This window comes from Campylobacter sp. CFSAN093233, assembly GCF_011068165.1.
Classification (GTDB): domain Bacteria; phylum Campylobacterota; class Campylobacteria; order Campylobacterales; family Campylobacteraceae; genus Campylobacter_D; species Campylobacter_D jejuni.
In genome coordinates, this window is record NZ_JAAMWY010000004.1 from 111347 (window position 1) to 136761 (window position 25415).

At 29.6% G+C, this 25415-nt stretch carries 24 protein-coding genes; 16 read left to right on the plus strand and 8 right to left on the minus strand.

Features of this window, described 5'->3' with window-relative positions; translation table 11 throughout:
• The first annotated feature begins 8 nt into the window (after positions 1-8).
• The gene (gene pflB / locus FBF15_RS02655) at positions 9-2471 is read left to right on the plus strand and encodes a motility protein PflB (RefSeq protein WP_038816915.1); all 2463 of its coding nucleotides are present in this window, start codon (positions 9-11) and stop codon (positions 2469-2471) included.
• A 30-nt stretch (positions 2472-2501) separates the two neighbouring features.
• Here pflB and FBF15_RS02660 read toward each other — a convergent pair whose 3' ends face one another.
• The 7 genes from FBF15_RS02660 to FBF15_RS02690 all read right to left on the minus strand — a co-directional run bounded on the left by FBF15_RS02660 (position 2502) and on the right by FBF15_RS02690 (position 8666).
• Positions 2502-3137 (minus strand): hypothetical protein, encoded by a 636-nt coding sequence (locus FBF15_RS02660; protein WP_038816914.1) that lies wholly within the window; start codon positions 3135-3137, stop codon positions 2502-2504.
• Between the two features lie 97 nt (positions 3138-3234).
• On the minus strand, positions 3235-4677 hold the full coding sequence (gene pyk, locus FBF15_RS02665) for a pyruvate kinase (protein WP_002872547.1): 1443 nt from the start codon (positions 4675-4677) through the stop codon (positions 3235-3237).
• A gap of 48 nt (positions 4678-4725) precedes the next feature.
• Positions 4726-6072, minus strand: a complete 1347-nt coding sequence (locus tag FBF15_RS02670; protein WP_002859474.1) for an FAD-dependent oxidoreductase — start codon at positions 6070-6072, stop codon at positions 4726-4728.
• Between the two features lie 117 nt (positions 6073-6189).
• On the minus strand, positions 6190-6819 hold the full coding sequence (locus tag FBF15_RS02675) for a type III pantothenate kinase (RefSeq protein ID WP_002854234.1): 630 nt from the start codon (positions 6817-6819) through the stop codon (positions 6190-6192).
• Positions 6806-7096, minus strand: coding sequence for a hypothetical protein (locus tag FBF15_RS02680; protein ID WP_002859475.1), 291 nt, complete (start codon positions 7094-7096; stop codon positions 6806-6808). Before FBF15_RS02680 ends, FBF15_RS02675 begins: the two co-directional genes overlap by 14 nt.
• On the minus strand, positions 7093-8091 hold the full coding sequence (locus FBF15_RS02685) for a hypothetical protein (protein ID WP_002859476.1): 999 nt from the start codon (positions 8089-8091) through the stop codon (positions 7093-7095). Before FBF15_RS02685 ends, FBF15_RS02680 begins: the two co-directional genes overlap by 4 nt.
• Positions 8088-8666, minus strand: a complete 579-nt coding sequence (locus tag FBF15_RS02690) for a hypothetical protein (RefSeq protein ID WP_002859477.1) — start codon at positions 8664-8666, stop codon at positions 8088-8090. Before FBF15_RS02690 ends, FBF15_RS02685 begins: the two co-directional genes overlap by 4 nt.
• Before the next feature lie 143 nt (positions 8667-8809).
• Between FBF15_RS02690 and gatC the strand changes: the two genes are divergently transcribed.
• The 8 genes from gatC (at position 8810) to FBF15_RS02730 (ending at position 15124) form a co-directional block, all read left to right on the plus strand.
• Positions 8810-9094 carry an Asp-tRNA(Asn)/Glu-tRNA(Gln) amidotransferase subunit GatC gene (gene gatC, locus FBF15_RS02695; RefSeq protein WP_002858734.1) on the plus strand — a complete coding sequence of 95 codons (285 nt, stop codon included), beginning with the start codon at positions 8810-8812 and terminating at the stop codon, positions 9092-9094.
• A 67-nt stretch (positions 9095-9161) separates the two neighbouring features.
• A complete protein-coding gene (locus tag FBF15_RS02700) occupies positions 9162-9725 on the plus strand; it encodes a CvpA family protein (RefSeq protein WP_002860268.1) in 564 nt (187 codons plus the stop codon).
• A 1-nt stretch (position 9726) separates the two neighbouring features.
• Positions 9727-10200, plus strand: coding sequence for a Fur family transcriptional regulator (locus FBF15_RS02705; protein ID WP_002854230.1), 474 nt, complete (start codon positions 9727-9729; stop codon positions 10198-10200).
• On the plus strand, positions 10201-11706 hold the full coding sequence (gene lysS, locus FBF15_RS02710) for a lysine--tRNA ligase (RefSeq protein ID WP_038816753.1): 1506 nt from the start codon (positions 10201-10203) through the stop codon (positions 11704-11706).
• Positions 11703-12947, plus strand: a complete 1245-nt coding sequence (locus FBF15_RS02715; RefSeq protein ID WP_038816752.1) for a serine hydroxymethyltransferase — start codon at positions 11703-11705, stop codon at positions 12945-12947. Before lysS ends, FBF15_RS02715 begins: the two co-directional genes overlap by 4 nt.
• Positions 12944-13489, plus strand: a complete 546-nt coding sequence (locus FBF15_RS02720) for a DUF1882 domain-containing protein (RefSeq protein ID WP_002859481.1) — start codon at positions 12944-12946, stop codon at positions 13487-13489. The genes FBF15_RS02715 and FBF15_RS02720 overlap by 4 nt, the downstream gene beginning before the upstream one ends.
• A gap of 13 nt (positions 13490-13502) precedes the next feature.
• Positions 13503-14339, plus strand: coding sequence for an SPOR domain-containing protein (locus FBF15_RS02725; RefSeq protein ID WP_002873863.1), 837 nt, complete (start codon positions 13503-13505; stop codon positions 14337-14339).
• Complete coding sequence (locus FBF15_RS02730) at positions 14336-15124, plus strand: shikimate dehydrogenase (protein WP_038816751.1); 789 nt, start codon at positions 14336-14338, stop codon at positions 15122-15124. The genes FBF15_RS02725 and FBF15_RS02730 overlap by 4 nt, the downstream gene beginning before the upstream one ends.
• A gap of 74 nt (positions 15125-15198) precedes the next feature.
• Here FBF15_RS02730 and FBF15_RS02735 read toward each other — a convergent pair whose 3' ends face one another.
• Entirely contained in the window at positions 15199-16098 is a 900-nt protein-coding gene (locus FBF15_RS02735; RefSeq protein ID WP_038816750.1) for a membrane lipoprotein lipid attachment site-containing protein, read from the minus strand.
• Positions 16099-16187: 89 nt separating this feature from the next.
• On the opposite strand from FBF15_RS02735, the gene lgt reads away from it, so the two are divergent.
• From lgt to FBF15_RS02770, 7 genes are all read left to right on the plus strand, one after another.
• Entirely contained in the window at positions 16188-17003 is an 816-nt protein-coding gene (gene lgt, locus FBF15_RS02740; RefSeq protein WP_002854600.1) for a prolipoprotein diacylglyceryl transferase, read from the plus strand.
• A 68-nt stretch (positions 17004-17071) separates the two neighbouring features.
• A complete protein-coding gene (locus FBF15_RS02745; RefSeq protein WP_002854660.1) occupies positions 17072-17854 on the plus strand; it encodes a fumarate reductase cytochrome b subunit in 783 nt (260 codons plus the stop codon).
• Positions 17838-19829, plus strand: coding sequence for a fumarate reductase flavoprotein subunit (locus tag FBF15_RS02750; protein WP_002854193.1), 1992 nt, complete (start codon positions 17838-17840; stop codon positions 19827-19829). Before FBF15_RS02745 ends, FBF15_RS02750 begins: the two co-directional genes overlap by 17 nt.
• Positions 19822-20547, plus strand: coding sequence for a fumarate reductase iron-sulfur subunit (locus FBF15_RS02755; RefSeq protein ID WP_002854302.1), 726 nt, complete (start codon positions 19822-19824; stop codon positions 20545-20547). Before FBF15_RS02750 ends, FBF15_RS02755 begins: the two co-directional genes overlap by 8 nt.
• Before the next feature lie 27 nt (positions 20548-20574).
• Positions 20575-22761, plus strand: coding sequence for a dynamin family protein (locus tag FBF15_RS02760; RefSeq protein ID WP_165434550.1), 2187 nt, complete (start codon positions 20575-20577; stop codon positions 22759-22761).
• Positions 22751-24580, plus strand: a complete 1830-nt coding sequence (locus FBF15_RS02765; protein WP_002908008.1) for a dynamin family protein — start codon at positions 22751-22753, stop codon at positions 24578-24580. The genes FBF15_RS02760 and FBF15_RS02765 overlap by 11 nt, the downstream gene beginning before the upstream one ends.
• On the plus strand, positions 24580-25284 hold the full coding sequence (locus FBF15_RS02770; protein WP_002860264.1) for a tetratricopeptide repeat protein: 705 nt from the start codon (positions 24580-24582) through the stop codon (positions 25282-25284). Before FBF15_RS02765 ends, FBF15_RS02770 begins: the two co-directional genes overlap by 1 nt.
• Positions 25285-25415: the final 131 nt, after the last annotated feature.

Below are 25415 nucleotides of genomic sequence, written 5' to 3' on the forward strand. Positions count from 1 at the left end.
GAGTATAGATGGCTGAACAAGAAGATATAATACTAGAAAAACCCGAAGATGGCTTAAATCAACCAAGACTTGATGAGAGTTTAGAGGGATTTAAGGGGCAAGAGGGGCAAGCTCCAGAAGATGAAGAATTTGCATCATTGCCAGAAGAATTACCTCAAGAAAATAGTGATAGTGGTTTTAAATTTACAAGAGAAAGTGCGCCTGAAGATGTATCAACTTTTGAAGAAGTTGAAAGTCAAGAGCCTACGCCTTGGTATAAAGATCGTAAGTTTATGTCTCTTGTGGGTTTATCTTTGGGGATTATTTGCATTTTAGTTTTTACACTTTTTTATTTAACTTTTAGTGAAGGAAAAATTAAACCAGATATTATAGCTTCTAAGCCTTTAGAACAACCTGTTGTTATGCCTGATGAATCATATAAATACAATGATATGCAAAGAATTGATGGTATGATCCAAAAAGCAAATGCTTTATATTTAAAGGGTGAGGTTGAACAGGCTTTAAAAGTTTATGAGCAAGTTGCCGTATATAACGAATCTTTATCTAATTATAATTTAGGCGTTTCTCAAATGAATGAGAATAAATTCCAAGAAGCTTTTGAAAGCTTCAAGAAAGCTATAGCCAATGGAGAAAATCAAAGTGTAGCTGCTATCAATGCTGCTGTTTGTGCTTTAAAGCTTAATGATAAGGAAAAATTTAGATATTATATTGATTTAGCTCAAGTGTATCTTCCAAAAGAAGGAAAATCAAAATTATATGATTATTATTTAAGCTTGATTAATTATTACAAAGGATATTACCCTGAGGCCTTACAAATGTTGCAAAGAACAGATGTGGAGCCGTATTCTGATGTTGCAAAGTATTTGTCTGCTAAAATTTATGCAAAAATGGACTTTGATTCCAAGGCTATACAGCAATTAAATTCTCAAGGCAATTTTGAATCTAGTTTATCTTTAGGTCTTTTATACGCTAGAATAGGAGAATATGCTAAAGCTAAAGTCGCTTTAAGCACAGCGATGAAAATTGAAAGAGATTTTAATCAGAGTTTAGCGGCTTTAACATTGGTTGATATTAAAACAGGAAATTATCAAGATATGTTAGTGCGCTTGCAAAATTCTTATGATAACGATAAAGATAGATATAAGATTTTAGATACTTATAAAATTCAAGTTCGTTTAAATAAGGATCTTTTTAATATAGCAGTTGCTCAAAATTCTTTTTCAAAAGATTTGTTAAAAAAACAAAAAGATCAATTCGATTTGCTTTTTTATTTTGCACCTTATCAGGTTTTTGATAGTAAGCAGGCTGCTTTATATATTAAAAAAGCTAATGTTACAGATTTCGTAGATGATAGTACTGATGCGGGAATTTATCTTAATATAAGCAAAGCTCTTTCATCTACCAATGTAAAAATTGCCAATATTATTAACTATGCATTAAATCAGAAGTTACGCCTTGCTAACCAAGAATTTCAAAAACTTATCAAGGATTATCCAGAACATAGTATTTTACATTATAATTTGGCTTTAACTTATGCCCAAATGCAAAATTATGAACTTGCTTATAAGCATTTTTCAAGTTCATATCATCTTAATCCTAAAAATTACTTAGCAGGTGCTTTTGCTATGTTTTGTGCAAAATTAATTGATATTGATATAACTAAACTTTACAATGAAATTCTTGATAATATAGCTGCTGATTCTAATTTTAAAGCTAATATGCAAAAAAGTATGTTATTTTTAGTTAATAATAATTATATTTCTATGCTTCCTTATTTAGATGAAACAAAAAAAGATACGCCTTTGAGTTTGATTTTTGAAGCTATTGTTGCTAAAAATAATAACCTTAATAATCAAGTAGATGTGAAAATTGCTAAATTGCGTTCAGAGTTGCCTGAAGATATTTTGGCAAATATTTTGTATTTTAATTCTTTAAATTCAAATTTAAATATTAAAGAATATGCTCAAAATGCTCAAATTCATTTTAAAAATTTAAAACTTGATTATCGTAGTGTTTTTGGTGGGCCAAATATAGCTAGGGAATTTTATGTTAATTTAATGCATATTGCAGGGCTTTTAAATTTAGAAAGACAGAAATTTAAAGAGTTGATTAATGTTTCAGGAGCAAAAGATGAGGGTATTTTACAAACTTTAGCTTATTTGGATATTTTTGCACAGCAATACGAGGAGGCTTATGCGCTTTATAATTCTTTGATTGATGATTATGGAGCTAAAGATACTAAAACTTTATTTTTAGCAGCCGTAGCAGCCGTAGGTGCAAATAATCCAAATTCAGCTATAGCGCTTTTGCAGCTTTCTAAACTTACAGATAAAAATAACAAAGAGAGTAAAGCAGCTCTTGGTATGTTGTATCAAGAAGTAAAGAACTATGAAGCTGCGATATCTCAGTATAAAACTTTACCTAATAATTTTAAGAGTGAATTTTTTACTTTTGATATTAATAACAACTAAAAATGCTTAGAAATTTCTAAGCATTTTTAGTTAAGCTTGAAGATCTAGAGTTTTTCCGCCTAGTTCATCGATGCGATCGCTAACTTTTTTAAGTGCCGCATCTATTGTATCTTGACTGATTTGAGGAAGTTCTCCACCCCACATTTTTTCTGCTTGCTCAAATCCTTTTTTCATACCTTCAAGACCTTTTTTTAATTTTTCAACATCATCGCCACCGCCTTTAATAACAAAATCCGCGATGCGATTGACTGTATTTTCCACTCCAAAAAAACCATCTTCACTTACAAGTTGTTGAAGTTCATCTGTATTCATATCAAGTGGATTTTTGCCACTGTAGCCTAAGGATGCAAAATCAATATTTGTAAGTATAGATTTCGCAGTATCTAAATTGGCACCATTTAAAAGACTATCTAGTCCAGTTTGGGCATTGCTCGAATCTATTACAGCATTCATTGTTTGCTGTTGAAACTGAACTAGGTAAATTTGTGTAATGCCTTTTCCACCAAGTGCATTTAATTTTTCAAGGGTATTTTTATCTACATCCTTGCTAGAATTAGCACTTTGAACATTTTTGTCTTTTGTGTTTTCCTTAGCATCATCTGCCTTCTTATTGCTAACTTGTGTTTGTGCCATGCTAGCGATATTTGAAAAAGTATTCACTTGCATATTTGCTCCTTTGTGTGAGGCTTTAATTTATATCGACTTTTGGCTTAAAAAATTTATAAGGACATTAAATTCCTTATTTTCAAAGGAATTTAATGTTTTATTGTAGATAATAAGCAATTTGCTCTTTATTGAGAATGCGGATAAGATTGCTAGTACCTTCTACTCCTGTTGGAAAGCCTGCAGTTAGAAGATAGCATTTGTCTTCATCCATAAAACCTTTTTCAACACTTGATCTTACAGAGTCTTTTAATAATTCTGTAAGTTCATTACTTTTGTTAACCAAGATTGCAGGATTAACTCCCCAAACTATACTTAAAGAGTTTAAGGTTTTTTCAGAATGCCCTACTGCTATGATTTCTATATTTGGACGATATCTTGCAATCTTAATAGCAGATTTTCCGCTACTTGTTAAAGAAAAAATAGCATCAGCGTTAAGATCTGTTGCAAGATGAGCTGAAGAACGCATGATTTTATCTGTATTGTCTAAATCATTAAAATCATTAAATTTGTTATATGGATAGCGTTTTTCTGTTTCTATTATAGTTTGGCACATTATATCAACAGCGTTTGCAGGATCTATACCAACGGCGCTTTCTTCACTTAGCATTACTGCATCTGTTCCATCTAAAACAGCATTTGCAACATCTGAAATTTCAGCTCTTGTGGCGGTTTTGCTTTTGGCTAATGAAAAAAGCATCTGAGTCGCAGTAATAACAGGCTTAGAGGCATTGTTTGCTTTTTGTATAATTTCTTTTTGGATATTAGGAACTTTATAATAAGGTACCTCAATACCTAAGTCTCCTCTTGCAACCATTATACCATCGCTAGATTTAATAATCTCATCAATATTTTCTACTGCATCAAATTTTTCAATTTTTGCAAAAATAGATATTTTTGCGTTATTTTGTGCTAAAATTTCACGAACTTCATCAATATCGTGCGCATTTTGTACGAAAGATATTGCTAAAAAATCTACTTCATTTTTTATACCCCAAAGTAAATCATTTTTATCTTTTTGTGTAATAACATCAATATTGATTTTAGTATTCGGAAAATTAATACCTTTATTTGAGTTTAAAAAACCATCATTTTCTATAATGGTTTCAATTTTTTGATCATCTATGCTTACTACTTTAGCACGAATTGATCCATCATATAGATAAATATATTCATCAATTTTTAACATATCTAAAATGGATTTTTGATTAATACTGATTTTGTAATGATTTTGAGCAATCTTCTCCCCTAAAATTGTTTCACGATAAAAATCAAGTCTATCACCCTTTTTTAATTCAAATGGTTCTTTAAGTTCACCTGTACGAATTTTAGGACCGCTAATGTCTTGTAAAATTCCAATACGAGTATGCAATTCTTTAGCTACTTTTCTTATGGTATCTAAGTTTTTTTTATGATACTCATGTGTTCCATGAGAAAAGTTTAAACGGAAAACATTTACACCATTGATAATCATTTGGCGTAGAATTTCTTCCTTTTCACTTGCTGGACCTACTGTGGCTACAATTTTTGTTTTTTTAAGCATGGTAAACTCCTTTTGAAATTATTGTAGCTAAAAATAGAAACAAAATGATTACAATAATTCTGAAGAAAATTTATCTTCGTTAAATTCCATTCCTAGGTAATTACATATAAGCTTTGCATCTCTTTCAGCATTTCCTAAACAACTTGTTGCCCCAGGACTTGGAGTCATATTGAAAATAATACCAGGGGTTTCTGTGATGCTTGCTTCACCTAGCATTAATTCTCCTTTAGTTTTATCAATAACTTGTGGTCTTACGCCTCCAAAACCTTTCGCATAATAAATATCGCTTGCTTTAAGACTTGGGACTATTTTTTTGGCATCTTTAACAAATAAGCTTTTATCAATAAAAGGTAGTTCAAAAAGATAATTATAAAAGATGTAATTTCTAATTGTTGCATCTTTAAACATATTAAAAGTTACTTTTAAAACAGTTTTATCAAGTTTTAGTGCTTCAAAAAATTCTGGAACTGATTTTAGACCATGATAACGTTCTAGTTTTGGAATAACAAGTGCAGTAGGTCCAAAGCGAGTGTTCATATCAGCAAGCAAATCAGGATCTCCATGAAGGGCTGCAAATGGAAGTTTAGGATTTTGCACCATATAAACTTTGCCATTTAAAAGTTTTTGTTTGGTTAAATAAAAACTTCCTGCAACAGGCCAACAAGACTTATCCATACCTAAGTTCATTTTATGTGCTAAATATAAAGAGTGCGCCCCAGCATTGACAACTACGCTTTTGGCATGGTATTCTTGATGATTTGAGGTTTTTAATATAAAAATATCATCTTTTTTTTCTATGTGAATAATTTCTTGATTAAAGCCAACGAAAGTATTTTTATTTTGTTTTTGGGCTTGTTCTATTAGATTTATACTCATTTTCCCAAAATCTACAGTTGTAAAAACCTCGCCGCTTTCAACACCCATGGCACAGATATTTTCAGGTCTATCTTGATTGCAATCTTCTCCTAAAACAACCTTGGGTTCAATTTGTTTGATTTTTGCTTTATCGAAAAATTTTATATAAGGATAAAGTTCTTTAAATTCTTCATAGCGTTTTTTCATATAATCACATTCTATATCTCCAACAGCTAGAGCCATTTTTTGATGAGAAAACATGAAATTATTTTGCGCATTTTGCATGAGTCCATATTTAACTATCATATCAGCTGTTCTTTTTACTTTTCGCGCTTTTTCTAAAGTATAATTGGTTTCAATATCTCCACAATGAATGGTTTGAGAATTACTCGTTCCCTTAGAATTTAATGTTGCAGCTGTATTATATTTTTCTATCAAAGCAATATTTTTAATATTTGTATATCTTGCAAGCTCGTAAAATAATGCTGCTCCCGAAATTCCAGCTCCGATGACAAGCACATCAAATTCTTGTTGACCCATTGTTTTTCCTTTTTTTATTTTAATAAACTTTTTTCTAAATAAAGTTTAATTGAATTTGTTTTACAAAAAGTTAAATTTCATTAAGGTTTGATATCAATGAGAATTTTTGTAACATTTTTAATAAAGTAAATTGGGATTTTCTTTTATAATCTTTTTCATTCCTCGAAAGATTAAAAGTTTATCATAAATTGCGTGATCGAAATAATTTGCTAAAAATTGTCCATCTCCACCAGTGAAATAAAGCTTTTTATTTTGAGCGGCATCTTTTATCAGTAGGTAAATTCCTTTAAAAACACCATAACTTAAAGCATCCATAGTTTTTTGCGGGAATGCATCAAGACTAACTTGAGTGTTAAATTCACTTTTTAATCGTGGTGAAATATGGCTATAAATTTTTTTATAATTTGCAATACCTGGTAAGATAAAACCACCAAGATGTATAGAATTAGAAATAATATCAATTGTAATAGCACTACCTGCATCTACAACAACCCCATCTTCAATAGTATAACAAGCTGCTATGCGATCGATTCCTAATCCTTGATAAATTGTATCAAATAAAAAATAAGGTTCAAGATTGATAAAATTTTTTTGATTTTTTAAATGTTCTTTGAGATGTTCATTGACATTGATATAAAAAATTTTTTGTTCATTTTTAAATTCTAAAAACTGATCTATACTAAGAGTAAAATATTTGTTATCATCTAGGAAATTAGCATTTGAATTCCCAATATCACAGAGCAACATAGATATTAAATCCTTTCATTTCTAGATGATTTTTTGCTTTAGAGCAAAGAGAAGCCATGCTAAAAAAATATTTGTTATTTATGTTAATTTGCTGTGCTAGATTTTCTAAAAATAAGGCATCTTTCATTAAAAATTTTGTTTTTCCTGTATACATAAAAAGAATGTTATTTTGATCTTTAGCACAAATATAACTTTTTTTTCTAGTCAACATACTTAAGTCATAGGGCTTTAAATTTAATTTTAAAGACTTTATTGTTTGTTCTAAAATTTTTATCATAACAAATCTAAAATTTTATCTCCGTAGTAAAATTTACCATTCCCCATGAAAGAAATTTTATCAATAGCTTCTGAAAGTTTAAATACTTGTGTATTATCTAAATTTAGATTCATTTTGATAAGATAGCCTGTTTTTTCAAAAATATATAAATAATTATTGTATATATTACTTTTTACAAAAATAGCAAATTCAAATTTTTTTTCCGCAATTTTTCTTAAGTTATAATCAGTTTTAATAATAGTGCCATCTTTTTCTAGTATAAAAATACCATCATCGCTAAGTGCAACATCTTTTATGTCAGCATCAAGATAAAGAGTTCTAGCGGGGCTTACAATAATGATTTTTTTAGCTGTTGCTGCTATAAGTTTATCTCCGATTACGCTTAGATGGATTACATTGTTGAAAAAATTTTCTGCCGAAATAACCACGTCTTTAATGACTTGAAGATTGTTTCTTGAAAGAATTAAAATTTTGCCATCTAGCGTTGGATATACGATGATATTGTCTAAAAATATAGGATTAGCGGTACGACTGTCTTGAGCTGGAGCTGAGGTTAGGGTTTGACTAAATTTAATACCCAAAGAACGATTTGCAAGAACTATAGTATTATTTGCAAGTACAAGGGCTAAATCATCTCCATTAGAAGCTACTCCTACAACACTAGCGTCAAATTGAAAATTATAAATTTCATTATAAGAATTGTCAAAAATTTTTAAATTTCCATTATTATCTGCAGTAAAATATTCCCCATCTTGATAAGCTAGAAGCATATAATTTTTAGGAAGTTTAAACTTGTCTATGGAAATATTATTTTTTAAGATAGCTGTATTATTGCTAAGTTTTGCAGAAACTAGATTCCAATCAACGATTTTACTTTTTAAATTGCTATTATGACTTAAATCTCCATCGGTTTGTTTTGGTTCAAAATATTGTCTTTTGGTGCCACAAGCACATAGAAATATTAAACAAAATAGTGTTAAAAATATTTTTTTCATTGTGTAATGCCTTGATAATGTTTGAGATTTTTAGCTATTTGATTTAAACTTGAATTTTCTTTTATCTGAGAAAGTAAAACATTAGCTTCTTCGATTTTATTTTGCTCTAAAAGTTTGTAAGCTTCTAATAATTTATCATAATTTTTTAAAAATATTGATTTATCTCCTAAAGATAATGCAATAATATTTTTAAGTAAAGTGTTTGTTTGAGCATTATTATAAATTTGTTTTAGTTCATTTTGAAAGGCTGTATTATTAAGATCATTAATATTTTCTTTTAGTAAAAAGATAGTGTAAAGATTAGTATTTTTATTTTTAAGTTGTTCTAAAAGATTTTTATTGCTAGGATCTTGTATTAGATTGGCATAAATTTCATTTGCTTCTTTTGTTTTATAATCGTTTATTTTTGAGATTATAAAATTTCCAGCAAACCAAGCAACTAAAATTATCACAACAGCAGATATATAAAATTTATACTTGCGTATAAATCTCTCTCCTTTGATAAAATTTTCTATAAATTGTTCTTCTGTGTTAAGTTCATTTTTAACAGCTTTTAAATTATCTTTTAGTCCCAAAATTTATCCTTGAAAAAATATTTTTATTTTTGTATAGAAAAATTATGATATTGTATCATATAAATTGCAAAATATCCTAAACAATTTAAAGCTTTTTATGATATAATTTTCAAAATTTTAACTTTTTTATTAAGGTTTAAGAAATGCAAATAGATGAGAAATTATTAAGCAAGCTTGAAAAATTAAGTGCTTTACAAATAACAAAAAACAGAAATGAAACTATTGCACAGTTAAGTGAAATTGTGAATTTTGTTGAAAAATTAAACGAACTTGATTTAGATTCCCAAGAGATTACTGTGAGTACTATAAAAGGTGGAGCTCCTTTGAGGATTGATGAGATAAGAAATAGCAATGTTATTGATGAGGTTTTAGATTGTGCTCCAAAAAAACAAGAACATTTTTTTGTTGTTCCTAAAATCATAGAATGATTAACTTAGCATTTAGTGCTTATTTGTAGAATAAATTTAAAACAAAAAAAATCAGAGAGTGATTGAAATGAATTTTTATTGGTTTGATGCTTTTATTTTAGGATTTACCTTGCTTTTAGGGCTTAAGGGTATTATCAATGGTTTGATAAAAGAAATTTTTGGACTTTTGGGTATTATTGGTGGTGTTTTTATTGCTTCAAAATATGCAACTCAAGCAGCTGAATTTATACAAAGTGCTTTTTATAAGATAGAAAATCAAAGCTTAGCTGGATTTGCTGGATTTTTGGCCATATTAATTATTTTTTGGATAGTTTGTTTATTGGTGGGTAATTTTCTTTCTAAGTTGATTAAATTAAGTGGCCTAGGTTTTTTAGATCGTATTGGTGGCTTTATATTTGGTGGAGCAAAAATCTTTTTAATTTTTGCAATTTTGGTTTTTTGTGTAGCAAGAATCGATTTTTTAAATGATAAATTAGATAATTTTGCTAAAAATAGCTATACTTTAAATTTACTTAAAGAAACGGGATCTTTTATTATGAATCAACCTTTAACAGAAAATAGTCTAGATCATGCTAATGAAAAGTTGCAAGATATTGTAAGTGATTTAAACAATACTCAAAAAGGGGAGTGATATGCTGATAGAAAATGTGGAATATGATGTTTTACTTGAGAGATTTAAAAAAATATTAAGACAAGGCGGACTTAAATATACTAAGCAAAGAGAAGTGCTTTTAAAAACTCTTTATCACAGTGATACTCATTACACACCCGAAAGTTTATATATGGAAATCAAACAAGCTGAACCTGATTTAAATGTAGGAATTGCAACTGTTTATCGTACTTTAAATTTGCTTGAAGAAGCAGAAATGGTAACTTCCATTTCTTTTGGTTCGGCAGGTAAAAAATACGAGCTTGCCAATAAACCTCACCATGATCATATGATATGTAAAAATTGCGGAAAAATTATAGAATTTGAAAATCCTATTATAGAAAGACAGCAAGCCTTGATTGCAAAAGAACATGGTTTTAAACTTACAGGGCATTTGATGCAGCTTTATGGTGTTTGTGGTGATTGTAATAATCAAAAAGCAAAGGTAAAAATATAAATGTTTGATAATATTTTAGAGCAGCAAAGAATAGAAAAAGCTAAAGAGTTAAAAAATTTAGGGATTAATCCTTATCCTCATTTTTTAGAAAAGGAAATGTCTTTAAAGACTTTTAAGGATAAATTTTCTTATATTTTAGAGCAAGTTGAAAAAAGAGATGAAAGTGTCAATGCTGTTGTTGCAGGACGTTTGAAACTTTTGCGTATAGCTGGGAAATCAATTTTTGCAAACATTGAAGATGAGGATACAAATTTACAAATTTATTTTAGTAAAGATAGCGTAGGCGAAGAGCTTTATACGATTTTAAAAAAGAATTTAGAGGTGGGTGATATTGTTTTGGTTAAAGGTTTTCCTTTTGTAACTAAAACAGGTGAATTTAGTTTGCATGCAAGCGAAGTAAAACTCGCTACAAAAGCTATTGTTCCTTTACCTGAAAAATATCATGGATTAACAGATATTGAGCAAAGATATCGTAAACGTTATGTTGATATGATAATGAATGTCGAAGTTAGAAAAGATTTTTTAGTGCGTTCTAAAGTGGTGAGTTTAATCCGTCATTTTTTTGAAAATAAAGGCTTTTTAGAAGTAGAAACTCCTATGATGCATCCGATTGCAGGTGGAGCAAACGCTAAGCCTTTTGTAACTTTTCATAATTCTTTAGGCGTAGAAAGATTTTTAAGAATTGCTCCAGAACTTTATCTTAAAAGACTTATAGTAGGTGGTTTTGAGGCGGTTTTTGAAATCAATCGTTGTTTTAGAAACGAAGGTATGGATTTAACTCATAATCCCGAATTTACAACTATAGAATTTTATTGGGCCTATCATAATTATAAAGATTTAATGGATTTAACCGAAGAACTTTTTGCTTTACTTTTGGATAAACTTAATTTAGGAAAAACAATAGAATTTGATGGAAAAATGGTAAATTTTTCCAAACCTTTTGAAAGAATAACCTATAAAGACGCACTTTGTAAGTATGGTGGTTTAGATAGGGATTTAATCGAAGATAAGGAAAAAATTCTTACTAAATTAAAAGCAGATGGTTTTGAAGCGAATGAAAAGCTTGAACTTGGACATTTGCAAGCTGAACTTTTTGACAATTATGTGGAAGAAAAATTGATCAATCCTACTTTTGTGATTGATTTTCCTATTTCCATAAGTCCTTTATCAAGACGTAGCGATGAGGATTCTCAGATTGCTGAGAGATTTGAGTTGTTTATTTGTGGAAGAGAATTGGCAAATGGTTTTAATGAACTTAATGATCCTCTTGATCAATATGAGAGATTTTTAAAACAAATTGAAGCTAAAAATGCAGGCGATGAAGAGGCTTGCGAAATGGATGAAGATTTTGTAAATGCTTTGGGTTATGGAATGCCTCCAACGGCAGGGCAGGGTATAGGCATAGATAGACTTGTTATGCTTTTGACGAATAAAAAATCTATTCGAGATGTGATATTGTTTCCTGCAATGCGTCCATTAAAATCAGAACTAAAGGAGAAAGAATGAGTTTAGAAATGTTTGATAAAGAAATTTTTGATTTGACAAACAAAGAGTTAGAGCGTCAATGTGAAGGTCTTGAAATGATAGCGAGTGAAAATTTCACTTTGCCTGAAGTAATGGAAGTTATGGGAAGTATTTTGACAAACAAATACGCAGAGGGTTATCCGGGTAAAAGATATTATGGTGGTTGTGAATTTGTTGATGAGATTGAAACTCTAGCTATTGAAAGATGTAAAAAACTTTTTAATTGTAAATTTGCTAATGTTCAGCCTAATTCAGGTTCTCAAGCTAATCAAGGTGTTTATGCGGCTTTGATTAATCCAGGTGATAAAATTTTAGGAATGGATTTAAGTCATGGTGGACATTTAACTCATGGTGCAAAAGTAAGTTCTTCAGGTAAAATGTACGAAAGTTGTTTTTACGGCGTAGAACTTGATGGAAGAATTGATTATGAAAAAGTAAGAGAAATTGCTAAAAAAGAAAAGCCAAAATTAATAGTTTGTGGAGCTAGTGCTTATGCAAGAGTGATTGATTTTGCTAAATTTAGAGAAATCGCTGATGAAGTAGGCGCCTATCTTTTTGCTGATATAGCACATATTGCAGGTCTTGTTGTAGCAGGCGAACATCCAAGTCCTTTTCCACACGCTCATGTAGTAAGTTCAACTACGCATAAAACTTTGCGTGGCCCAAGAGGTGGTATTATTATGACAAATGATGAAGAGCTTGCTAAAAAAATTAATTCTGCCATTTTTCCAGGTATTCAAGGTGGTCCTTTGATGCATGTAATTGCTGCAAAAGCAGTAGGATTTAAATTTAATCTTAGCGATGAGTGGAAAGTCTATGCAAAACAAGTAAGAACCAATGCTCAAGTTTTAGCTAATGTTTTAATGGATAGAAAATTTAAACTTGTTAGCGATGGAACGGATAATCACCTTATTTTAATGAGTTTTTTAGATCGTGAATTTAGTGGAAAAGATGCAGATTTAGCTCTTGGAAATGCAGGTATTACTGCAAATAAAAATACCGTTCCAGGAGAGATTAGAAGTCCTTTTATCACAAGTGGATTAAGACTTGGAACTCCAGCCCTTACTGCCAGAGGTTTTAAAGAAAAAGAAATGGAAATTGTGTCAAATTATATTGCAGATATTTTAGATGATATTAATAATGAAAAATTACAAAAGAATATTAAACAAGAATTAAAAAAACTTGCAAGTAATTTTATTATTTATGAAAGGGCTATGTTTTGATTTCACCAATGGATATGTCGCTAATTAAAATAATTGGCGATCATTATTATATAAGACGCGATAAAATTGTAAATAAAATTACACATAGAGGTCGCTTATTTTTTGATAAATTTGAAAGAGTTGATGCTCCTTTAAATTTAAATGTCATGAGAGAACACGCTGCTAAAAAAATTGTTGTCGCTCATGATTTAATAACAAAAGATAATAAAGTAGAAAATATTGTCTTTGATTATAATGGTTTTAATGCTGAAAGATTTTATCACCGTGCACAACTTATTTTAAGAGAAGAAGGTTTTATAAATTTCACAGCCTATAAGACTAAAACTCCAGGACATTTACATCTTTATATTCATAAAGGACATACGGCGTTAAACGAAGGTTATTCTTTAGCGTCTAAACTTTCAATGATGTTTGCAAGTAAAATGCCAGTAGAATGGAAGGTGTTTCCTAGCATGGATGTACCTAGGGAATTTAATATTTTAATATTGCCTTATGAGGTTTATCAAAAAGAACGAGGAAGTTCTTGGTCTAAGCATATGTAAGAAAGGACAAATTATGGAAAATCAAAAAAATGAATTTGATGATATTATTTTAGAAAAAAGTAATAAAAGTGAAAAAGTAAAAAAAATTCTTTTACGAGTTATTGCTTTAGTTATTTTGTTTTTAGCTATCATGATAGTTATGAAGCTTATTAATGGTAGTGGTGATGAAAATACGCAAAATCAAAGTGTATTGCCAAGTGAACCTATAGCAACTCAAGACAATAACAATGATACTTCTTTTGAAAGTATGCCAATTACAGATAATACTTCAGCAGAAGATCAATTTGAGGCATTAAGAAAACAATTTCAAGATGAACAAAATACAACTCAAAATACAACAACCTCTAGTTCAAATAACAATGATACTACAAATTTTGCTATGCCTGATCAAGAAGTTCCAGCAGAACCAACAGCAACTACTTCAGAAAATACCACTCCACAAGCAAGTACTCCTAAACAAGAAGTAACACAAACTGCAAAACCTAAAGAAGAAGCAAAAAAACAAACAGCTGTAAAAAAAGAAAAAGAAAGTGCAAAACAAACCCCTAAAAAAGAACAAAATGCAAATGATTTATTTAAAAATGTTGATGCTAAACCTGTACATCCAAGTGGTTTAGCATCGGGTATTTATGTGCAAATTTTCTCAGTAAGTAATTTGGATCAAAAATCAAAAGAACTTGCTTCTGTAAAGCAAAAAGGTTATGATTATAAACTTTATAAAACTACAGTTGGAGGTAAAGAAATTACCAAGGTTTTAATAGGACCATTTGAAAAGGCAGATATTGCAGTAGAACTTGCTAAAATCCGTAAGGATATTGCAAAAGATGCTTTTTCTTTTACTTTAAAATGAAATTTTTAGCAGTTATAGGCGATCCTATTTCTCACTCTAAATCGCCTAGAATGCATAATAATGCTATTAAAGCCTTAGGGCTTGATAGCATTTATACACGCTATCATTTAAGAAATGCTAACTGTTTAAGAGAAGATTTTTTTAAATTAGGACTTAGTGGAGCTAATATTACTTTGCCTTTTAAGGAAAAAGCTTTAGATATTGCTGATGTGAAGGATGATTTTGCTAGAAATATTGGCTCTGCAAATACTTTATGCTTAAAAGAAGATAAAATTTACGCTTATAATACTGATGCTTTAGGTTTTTTAGAAGCTATTAAGGATTTTGATAATATAAAAAAAGCTTTGATTTTGGGTGCTGGAGGTACAGCTTTGGCGCTTGCTTATGCATTAAAACAAAAAGGCGTAGAAGTGTATATAGCTAATCGTAGTAAAAAAAGATTTAAAGATTTTTTAGCTTATCCAACTTATCTTTATAAAAACTTGCAAGATTTTGACTTTGATTTGGTTATAAATTCAACTTCTGCTGGATTAAAAGATGAAAATTTACCTTGTGATAGAGAGCTTTTAGATAGAATTTTACCTAAAGCTAAATTTGCTTTTGAGGTAATTTATGGCAGAGAAACACCTTTTTATAGATTGTGTAAAGAGTATCATTTAAAAATTAAAGATGGACTTGATATGCTTTTATGGCAAGGAGTTTTTGCTTTTGAACTTTTTTTTGAAATACAAGATAAAAGAGAGATGATAAAAAATGCAATGCAACAGGCATTGATTTTAAAGTAGAATGATAGTTATTTTTCTTGTATAAGAAAATCTTATTTTTTGTGTGAGAAAGTTTAATTTTCCCACAAGTTTTATCATTCAAATATTTCTACCCCATCTTGATTTTTACTTTGATTATTTTGATTTGTTGAAGATGGATTTGTAGGAATATTTTGTGTAGGCGTGTTTTCAATTGTATTATTTTGATTAGAATTTGTTTGAGGTAAGCTTTCTTCAAAGGTAGCATCGCCATCAAAACTATTAAAACCACTGTTTGTATTAGGTATAGTTTTGCCTATGTCTGTTGCTTTTGGTAGATTGTTATAAAGTGTATTTAATGTATTTTTATAAAAAGCTAAAAAACTTTTATCAATTTCAAAAGCAGGTTGCTCTAAACCTTTATTGAGTTGAGTTGGTACGGTAGAGATAGTAGTTTTAAACATATTAACCCCATCATCATTTTTAATAGGATAGTTAAGCGCAACTAAAGAATCTAGTTTAGTGTTACTTGAAAGATTAGTTGAATTTTGTGGATTGTGTGCATCTATAAAATCTATTTTACCTTTAAAATTTATACCTAAATTGGATTTTACATAATCTCCACTCATAAAATTGCTTGTTTTTTGTGCATTTTTTTCTTCCGTATAAATACTGATTGAACTTTTAAGAGTGTAGTCTGGATTAGTAGTAACTATTTTATAGCCTTTTAGTTGAGCGATGGTTTTGATCTGCTCTTCTAAATTTTGTTTTAAAAGATCAATTTCTTTTTCTATGCGAATTTTAAGCACTGAATTTTCAAAATAATCAGAATAATTGTTATTTTGTTCTATATTAATAGGCTCAAGAGCAATGCTTACTCCAGAATCAATAGGTTCAACCTTTGTTGGAACTTGGGGTTTAAAATTTGGCATAGAAACATTGACAAAATTACTGCTTGTACCCCCACAAGCTGCTAAAATTAACATACTACTAGCAAGTAAAATATATTTTTTCATTTTTTACCTTTATTTAATGTGTTTGTGTTAATTATAGCAAGTTAAAGTTTTTTTGTTATATTTTTATAAAAGAAAATTAGGAAAGATATATGGAATTTTGGCAGCATATTTATTCAAATTTTAATGTTATAGCTTTTAGCATCTTTGGTTTAAAGGTGCATTGGTATGGCATTATGTATGTTATAGCTTTGCTTTTGGCTTTGCTTTTGGCTAAATTTTTTGTAAGAAAATTTCAACTAGACATTAATGAAAAACATTTGGATAGTTATTTTATATGGGTTGAAATAGGGGTTATTTTAGGTGCAAGGCTTGGATATATTTTGATTTATGATGCAAATACTATGTATTATATTACTCATCCTTGGCAAATTTTTAATCCTTATATTAATGGTGAATTTGTAGGTATTCGAGGTATGAGTTATCATGGAGCAATTATAGGATTTTTGATAGCTACTTTATTGTTTTGTAAAAAATATAAAACAAATCCTTGGATTTTTCTTGATTTGGTTGCTTTAAGTGTTCCATTGGCTTATGTTTTTGGTCGTATAGGAAATTTTTTAAATCAAGAGCTTTTTGGTCGCATTACAAATGTGCCTTGGGGAATTTATGTTGATGGAGTATTGCGCCATCCATCGCAACTTTATGAAGCATTTTTAGAAGGTATTGTTGTTTTTATTATAGTTTATTTAGCAAGATTTAAGCAAAGTTTTCAAGGGGAATTGATTCTTGTGTATGCTGGTGCTTATTCATTGGCAAGATTTATATGTGAATTTTATCGCGAGCCTGATTTTGGTATAGGTTTTGTTTTATGGGGTATGAGTATGGGGCAAATTTTAAGTTTTATAATGTTTATAACAGCTTTGTTAGTTTATATTTGTATAAAGTTTAAAAAAGTAAATATTTAATCTATCTTAAAGACTTTTGTAATATAATGAAATGGATTTTTTTAATTTCTTTTTACAAAGGAGTAAAGATGCGTGAGCTTATCGAAGGTTATTTGGGTAAGAGCATTGAGGGCAAAAAAAGTAAAATGCCTGCGAAATTAGACTTTATCCAAAGCGCCTCAGGGCTTTTTTTAGGTCTTTTTATGTGGGTGCATATGCTTTTTGTTTCTACAATTTTAGTCAGTGAGGATTTTTTTAATTCTGTGGTACATTTTTTAGAATTAAAATTTGTTTACGATAATCCTGTTATGAGTTATCTTACTTCATTTTTAGCCGCCTGTGTTTTAGTGGTTTTTTTCGTTCATGCTTTACTTGCAATGAGAAAATTTCCTATTAATTACCGTCAGTATCAAATACTAAGAACACACAGTAAAAAAATGAATCACAGCGATACTTCGTTATGGTGGGTTCAAGCTTTTACAGGTTTTATTATGTTTTTCTTAGGTTCTGCTCATCTTATTTTTATTGTAACCAATGCAGATAAAATCAGCGGCGATATGTCAGGAGATAGGGTTGTAAGTCATTTTATGTGGCTTTTTTATGCTGTTCTTTTAGTCTGTGTTGAACTTCATGGAAGTATAGGGCTTTATAGACTTTGTGTTAAATGGGGTTGGTTTGAAGGAAAAAATGTAAAAGAAAGTCGCAAAAAGCTTAAAACTGCTAAATGGATAATCAGTATTTTCTTCCTAGTTTTAGGTGTGTTAAGTCTTGCAGCATTTATAAAAATAGGTTATGAAAACTACCAAAATCAAACCCAAACTACTGCGATGATAAAAAACTACAATGGAGCAAATTATGAATATACAATATAGTGATGCTTTAGTAATAGGCGGAGGATTAGCAGGTCTTAGAGCGGCTATTGAAGTAGCAAAGAGTGGTCAAAGTGTAACACTTTTAAGTATTTGTCCAGTGAAGCGTTCTCACTCTGCAGCGGTGCAAGGAGGTATGCAGGCAAGTTTAGCAAATGGGGCAAAAGGTGAGGGTGATAATGAAGATCTTCACTTCGCAGATACAGTAAAAGGAAGTGATTGGGGCTGTGATCAAGAAGTAGCAAGAATGTTTGCTCAAACTGCGCCAAAAGCAGTGCGTGAGCTTGCGGCTTGGGGTGTGCCTTGGACTAGAGTTACTAAAGGTCCAAGAACTGTTGTAATCAATGCACAAAAAACTGTGATTGAAGAAAAAGAAGAAGCGCACGGGCTTATTAATGCTAGAGATTTTGGCGGAACTAAAAAATGGAGAACTTGCTATATCGCAGATGCAACAGGGCATTGTATGCTTTATGGTGTAGCAAATGAAGCTATTAAACATCAAGTAAAAATTATTGATAGAATGGAAGCAGTAAGAATTATCCATGATGGTAAAAAATGCTTAGGTGTGATTGCTAGAGATTTAACCAATGGACAACTCATTGCTTATATCGCAAGAGGAACTATGATAGCAACAGGGGGCTATGGTAGAATTTATAAACAAACTACAAATGCGGTAATTTGTGAAGGAACAGGTGCTGCTATCGCTCTTGAAACGGGACTTTGTAGACTTTCAAATATGGAAGCAGTGCAATTTCACCCAACTCCTATTGTACCAAGCGGTATTTTGCTTACTGAGGGCTGTCGTGGTGATGGTGGAATTTTACGTGACGTGGATGGATATCGTTTTATGCCTGATTATGAACCAGAGAAAAAAGAACTTGCAAGCCGTGATGTGGTAAGTCGTAGAATGATGGAGCATATTCGCAAAGGTAAAGGTGTAAAAAGTCCTTATGGGGATCATTTATGGCTTGATATTTCTATATTGGGTCGTGCTCATGTGGAAAAAAATCTCCGCGATGTACAAGATATTTGCAAAACTTTCAATGGTATTGATCCAGCAGATGAAGGTCCAAAAGGTTGGGCGCCAGTTCTTCCAATGCAGCATTATTCTATGGGTGGAATTAGAACTAAACCAACAGGTGAAAGTCAATGGTTAAACGGACTTTTTGCTTGTGGAGAAGCAGCTTGCTGGGATATGCACGGATTTAATCGTTTAGGTGGAAATTCATGTGCTGAAACCGTTGTAGCAGGTATGATAGTGGGAGATTATTTTGCAGATTATTGTAAAAATAATGGTGAAGTAATTGACACAAATGTAGTAAAAGACTTCTTAACTAAAGAGTATCAATATTTAAAATCTTTAGTAGATAAAGAGGGTAAACATAATGTTTTTGAAATCAAAAATAGAATGAAAGAAATCATGTGGGATAAGGTAGCCATCTTTAGAACAGGTGAAGGTTTGAAAGAAGCAGTAGATGAACTTGAAAAACTTTATAAAGATTCTCAAGATGTTAAAGTACATTGTAAAGAACTTGATTGTGCAAATCCAGAGCTTGAAGAAGCGTATAGAGTACCAAGAATGTTAAAAATAGCACTTTGTGTAGCTTATGGAGCGCTTTTAAGAACAGAAAGTCGTGGGGCGCATTATAGGGAAGATTATCCAAAAAGAGATGATTTAAATTGGATGAAAAGAACCAATACTTTTTGGGTAGAAGGCGAAACCTTACCACGCATAGAATACGAAGAGCTTGATATTATGAAAATGGAAATTCCACCAGCATTCCGTGGATACGGAGCCAAAGGAAATATTATAGAAAATCCTTTAAGTGAAAAACGCCAAGCTGAAGTGGATGCAATACGTGAAAAAATGGAAGCTGAAGGCAAAGGTCGTTATGAAATTCAAAACGCTTTAATGCCTTATGAATTACAAGCTAAATATAAAGCACCAAACCAAAGAATAGGAGTTGATTATGAGTAGAAAATTGACAATAAAGGCATTTAAATATAATCCTTTAAGCAAAATTTCTAAACCACATTTTGTGACTTACGAGCTTGAAGAAACTCCTTTTATGACGGTTTTTGTATGTTTGACTTTGATTCGTGAAAAAATGGATGCGGATCTGAGTTTTGACTTTGTTTGTCGTGCAGGGATTTGTGGATCTTGTGCGATGATGATTAATGGAGTGCCAAAACTTGCTTGTAAAACTTTGACTAAAGATTATCCTGATGGAGTGATAGAGCTTATGCCTATGCCTGCATTTAGACATATTAAAGATTTAAGCGTGAATACAGGAGAGTGGTTTGAAGACATGTGTAAACGCGTTGAAAGCTGGGTGCATAACGAAAAAGAAACTGATATTTCTAAACTTGAAGAACGTATTGAGCCGGAGGTTGCGGATGAAACTTTTGAACTTGATCGTTGTATAGAGTGTGGAATTTGTGTAGCTTCTTGTGCAACTAAACTTATGCGTCCAAATTTCATAGCTGCTACAGGACTTTTAAGAACAGCTAGATATTTACAAGATCCGCATGACCATAGAAGTGTGGAAGATTTTTATGAATTAGTGGGCGATGATGATGGTGTTTTTGGTTGTATGTCATTGCTTGCTTGCGAAGATAATTGTCCTAAAGAATTACCTTTACAAAGTAAAATCGCTTACATGAGAAGACAACTTGTCGCTCAAAGAAATAAATAAATCTTTCCCCTTTTTAAGGGGAAGATTATGAAAGAATTATTCCAAAAAATTTGGCAAAATGAACTTCAATTTTTAAATTTTGATGCTAAATTTCAAGATAAAAACAAACTTAATACGGCCGAGTGCGCGATTATTTTAAGTGTCAATAAAGACAATTATGAAAGATATTTTCTCTTAAAAGAATTTCAAGAGCTTTGCAAAAAAATTGATTCAAGAGTGGATATTTTTAGTATACAAAATGCTCAAATTTGTATTTTAAATTTTTTTAAATCAGGTTTTATTTCAAAGCAAGATTTGCTTAAGGCTCTAAAAATTTTAGAAAAAATTTCAAAAAATACCGAAATGCTTGATTTTATTTCACAAGAAAAAGTTCAAAGTATAGATCAAAAAGCTTTATTTCAAAATGATTTTAAAGAATTAAACACCATTAATTTAGAGCTTCAAAAGCTAAGTTTTGATGAAAATTTAAAATCAAGACTTCAAAAAACTTTGGAAAAATTTCAAAATTTAGAGTTTAATATAGCCATCACTGGCGTGATGAATGCAGGAAAATCAAGCCTTTTAAATGCTCTTTTAAAAGAAGATTTTTTAGGCGTTTCAAACATACCTGAAACAGCTAATTTAACAGTATTAAGTTATGGTAAGAGCGAAGAAGCAAAGATATATTTTTGGGATAAGAAAGAATGGCAAAATATACTTGAAAGTTCGCACTTTAATGCAGATTTAAAAGAATTTATTGATAAGCTGGATAAGAGTGTAAATATAGAGGATTTTATCAAGGATAAACCTTTAATACAAAATATCGCACTTTGTGAACTTAAAAATTTCAGTTCAGCTAAAAATAACATTTCAGCTTTAATTAAAAAAATAGAAATTAAAAGTCATTTAGAATTTTTAAAAAATAATATTTCCATAGTTGATACTCCAGGACTTGATGATGTTGTAGTTCAAAGAGAAATTGTTACAAATGAGTATCTTAGAGAAAGTGATTTTTTAATTCATTTAATGAATGCTTCTCAAAGCTTGACTCAAAAAGATGCAGACTTTTTGGTGCATTGTCTTTTAAATTCAAGGCTGAGTAAGTTTTTAATTGTTTTAACTAAAGCGGATTTGTTAAGCAAAAAGGATTTAGAAGAAGTCATTGTTTATACCAAAGAAAGCTTAAAATCAAGACTTGTGGATTTAGATGAAAATTTGGTGGAAAAGATTGATTTTTTATGTGTGAGTGCTAAAATGGCAAGTGATTTTTATAAGGGTTTAGCACCTAAGGAAAGTTTGCAAAAAAGTGGTATGCAAGAATTTGAAAACTATCTTTTTAACGAGCTTTATGCAGGAGAAAAAAGCAAGATTGCCTTAAGAGCTTACAAAAAAGAATTACAGTTGGAACTTAAAAATATTCTAAGCAAATATGAAATGCAAAATCGTCTTATTAAGGAGAATAAACAAGGTGTAAGTGAAGAAAATCAAAAGCTTTTACTTGAACTTCAAAAGCAAAATATCTTATTAAAAGAAGCACAAGATGAAATTTCAAATTCCATTGTAAAACTTAAAAATATAGATAATGGTATAGATAATCTTGTTTTGCTTTTGGCTAAAAAATTAAAAGAACGCTTGATAGATGAGTTTAAATATTTAAAAAATAATGCACAAAAGCTTAATCTTTCTCGTATTTTAAATATAGTTGATATTACTACAAAAGATGGGATTAATGATATTTTAAGAGAAATTAAAATTGAAAATATTAAAAAAATCGAGGAGCTTAAAACAAATTTGTCTTTAAAATATGATTTTTTAAAAGATGATTTTGATAATGGTTTTGAAGGTTTTAAAGATGGAATTTCAAAAAATATAGATAGTATTTTTCAAAGTGAAAAATTTGCACTTTTAAGATTGAAAATTGAAAAATTAAGCAATTTAAAATCAGATTTATATGAGCTTGAAACGAATTTAGATATGGTTATTTTTGATACTTTTAAAGAATTTAAAATGAGCGAAATTTTAAATTCTTTAAATATCAATGGAGCATTTTTTGAGTTTTTAAATGATAAATTAAAACATTATGAAAAAAATCAAAAATCAAAATTAGAAAGTCTTGAAAAAGTTTTACAGAGTCTGAAAAATCAAGATATTAATATTTTAAATTCTTTTGAAGAAAATTTAGAAAAAATTGAAAAATTAAAACAACTTGAAATGGGGCTTTTAAATGCAGATTAATCTTTTAAATGATTTTATAAAAGCCTATGAAAATACTTATAGTGTGAGTTTTGATGATAGTTTTAAAGGGCGTATTCAAGAGCTTTGCAAGGAACTTAATGAGCCTTTTATGCACGCAAGTTATGCTTTAGAAAATGAATTAAAAGAGCTTGTGTTTTCTTTGGATAAGAATGTTAATATCGCTATTATAGGGCAGTTTTCAAGTGGTAAATCAAGTTTGCTAAATTTGATCTTAGGGCGTGATTGTTTGCCTACGGGTGTTGTTCCTGTTACTTTTAAACCTACTTTTTTACGCTATGCAAAAGAATATTTTTTAAGAGTAGAATTTGAAGATAGAAGTGATATTATCACAAATATAGAAAAATTAGCCTTTTATACGGATCAAAGAAATGAAGTAAAACAAGCAAAAAGTTTGCATATTTTTGCACCTATTCCTTTACTTGAAAAAATTACTCTTGTAGATACTCCGGGTTTAAATGCAAATGAAAATGATACTTTAACAACTCTTGATGAGCTTAGAAATATTCATGGAGCGATTTGGTTAAGTTTGATTGATAATGCAGGCAAAAAAAGTGAAGAAGATGTCATAAAAGCAAATTTAGAACTTTTAGGAGAAAATAGCATTTGTGTATTAAATCAAAAAGATAAATTAAACACAGAAGAGCTAGATAATGTTTTAAATTATGCAAAAAGTGTATTTTTAAAATATTTTGATGAGCTTATTGCCATTTCTTGCAAAGAAGCTAAAGATGAGCAAAGCTATGAAAAATCTAATTTTCAATCTTTGCTTGATTTTTTAACTCAGCTAGATACAACAGCTTTAAAAGAAAAATTTGTTAAAAGAAAAATTTTAAATTTATGCGAAATTTTAGAAGATGAAAATCAACTTTTTGTAGGTATTTTTGATCGTTTATTAAATCAATTTCAAAGTTATGAAAAGCATTTACTTTTAGCGTATGAATTTTTTTTAAAAGAGATTGAAATTTTAAATCATCAGATTTTAGAACAGCTTAAAAGCATTAGCGAAAGAATTTCTAGTGAAATTTTTGCAAGTGTTAAGGAAAAAGATGCTTATTTTTACAAAGAAAGCAAAGGATTTTTAAAGAAAGATTTATACACAAGATATGATTATAAAGCACCTTATATTTCAATTGACGATGCTTTTTTGGCGATGTTTTACAATAGTGATGTAATGAGTAAAGAGTTTAAAAAAATCAAAAATGAACTTTATAAATCTTTTGAAGAAATCAAGATGAAATTAAAAGACTTTATAAACATACTCGAGAGAGAAATTTTACTTTTTAAAGCAGAATTTTCAAACATACAAAAAGATCATATTTTCCAAAGTGATAAAAATTTTAGCGAATTAAGAGTTTTTTGCAATGCAAGTGATGAGTACTTTTTGAAAGATTTTAAAGAGCTTTTATTTAAAAGTATTTTAGAACTTGATTTATTTTTTGAAAAATTAAATCTTAAGGCTTTTACAAATTATGAAAATGCTACAAAACTAAGCCTTGCATTTTTTAGTCGTAAAATCAATGAAAGCCGTGTTCTTTATGAGCTTGATAGTTCTGAATTTGTACTTTTTTATCCTAAAAAAAGTGAAATTTATGAAAGAGTTTTAAATGAATTAAATGTTTATGAGTTTGAAGCTTTGCTTATTAATAAGCCTATTTTGACAAAAATTGCAAAAAATTTTTTAGAACAAAGTCAAATTTTAATCCAAGAAAAAAGTAAATTTTTAGATCTTAAAAAAGCAGAACTTCGAAAAAGAAGAGTACAGATTTTAAATGTTAGAGAAAGTATAAAGGAAGATTGATGAGAATATTTTTAGCTTTATTTTTATTTTTTAATTCATTACTTGCATTAAGTGAATTAGAAGAAGGTTTAAAACTTTATGAAGCAAATAAATTTGATAAAGCTTATGAAATTTTTAAAAGCCTTTGTGAAAAAGATATTTCTAAAGCTTGTTTTTCTTTAGCTTTTATGTACGAAAGTGCTAAGGGTATGAGTAAGGATTTAAATCAAGCTTATAAATTTTATGATAAAGCTTGCAAATTAGGTTTAGCAAGTGCGTGTTCTAATATGGCTTTGCTTTTGCAAAATCAAGGTTATAAAAATGAAGCTCTTTTGGCTTTTAATAAAGCTTGTACTTTAGGAGAATCGTTAAGTTGTAATAATATAGCTTTATTTTATGAAAAAGAAAAAGATGGACAAATGGCCTCAAGTTTTTATAAAAGATCTTGTGATTTAAAAAATGCAAGAGCTTGTTATCAATTAGGGTCTTTATATGATAAAGGAGAGCTTGTTAAAGCAAGTGTAAAATCTGCCCTTGCTTTTTATTCTAAATCTTGCACTTTAGGTTTTGGTGAGTCTTGTTATTTGTTAGGACGCTATAATCAACTAGAAAAACAAGATTTAACAAAGGCAAAAAGATATTTTGGTATGGCTTGTGATCAAAAACATCAAGAAGCTTGTGCAGCTTATAAAGAACTTAATTCTAAAGATATAGAGCTTTATTAAAAGTTCTATTTTCATTACTTTCAAAGATATTCTTAAATAAAATTAAGAATAACACAAAATTTATCGCTTTTTAAAGTTAAATTTATATTAATAGGGCTAATATAGTCTTATTTAAATTATTATCAAGGAGA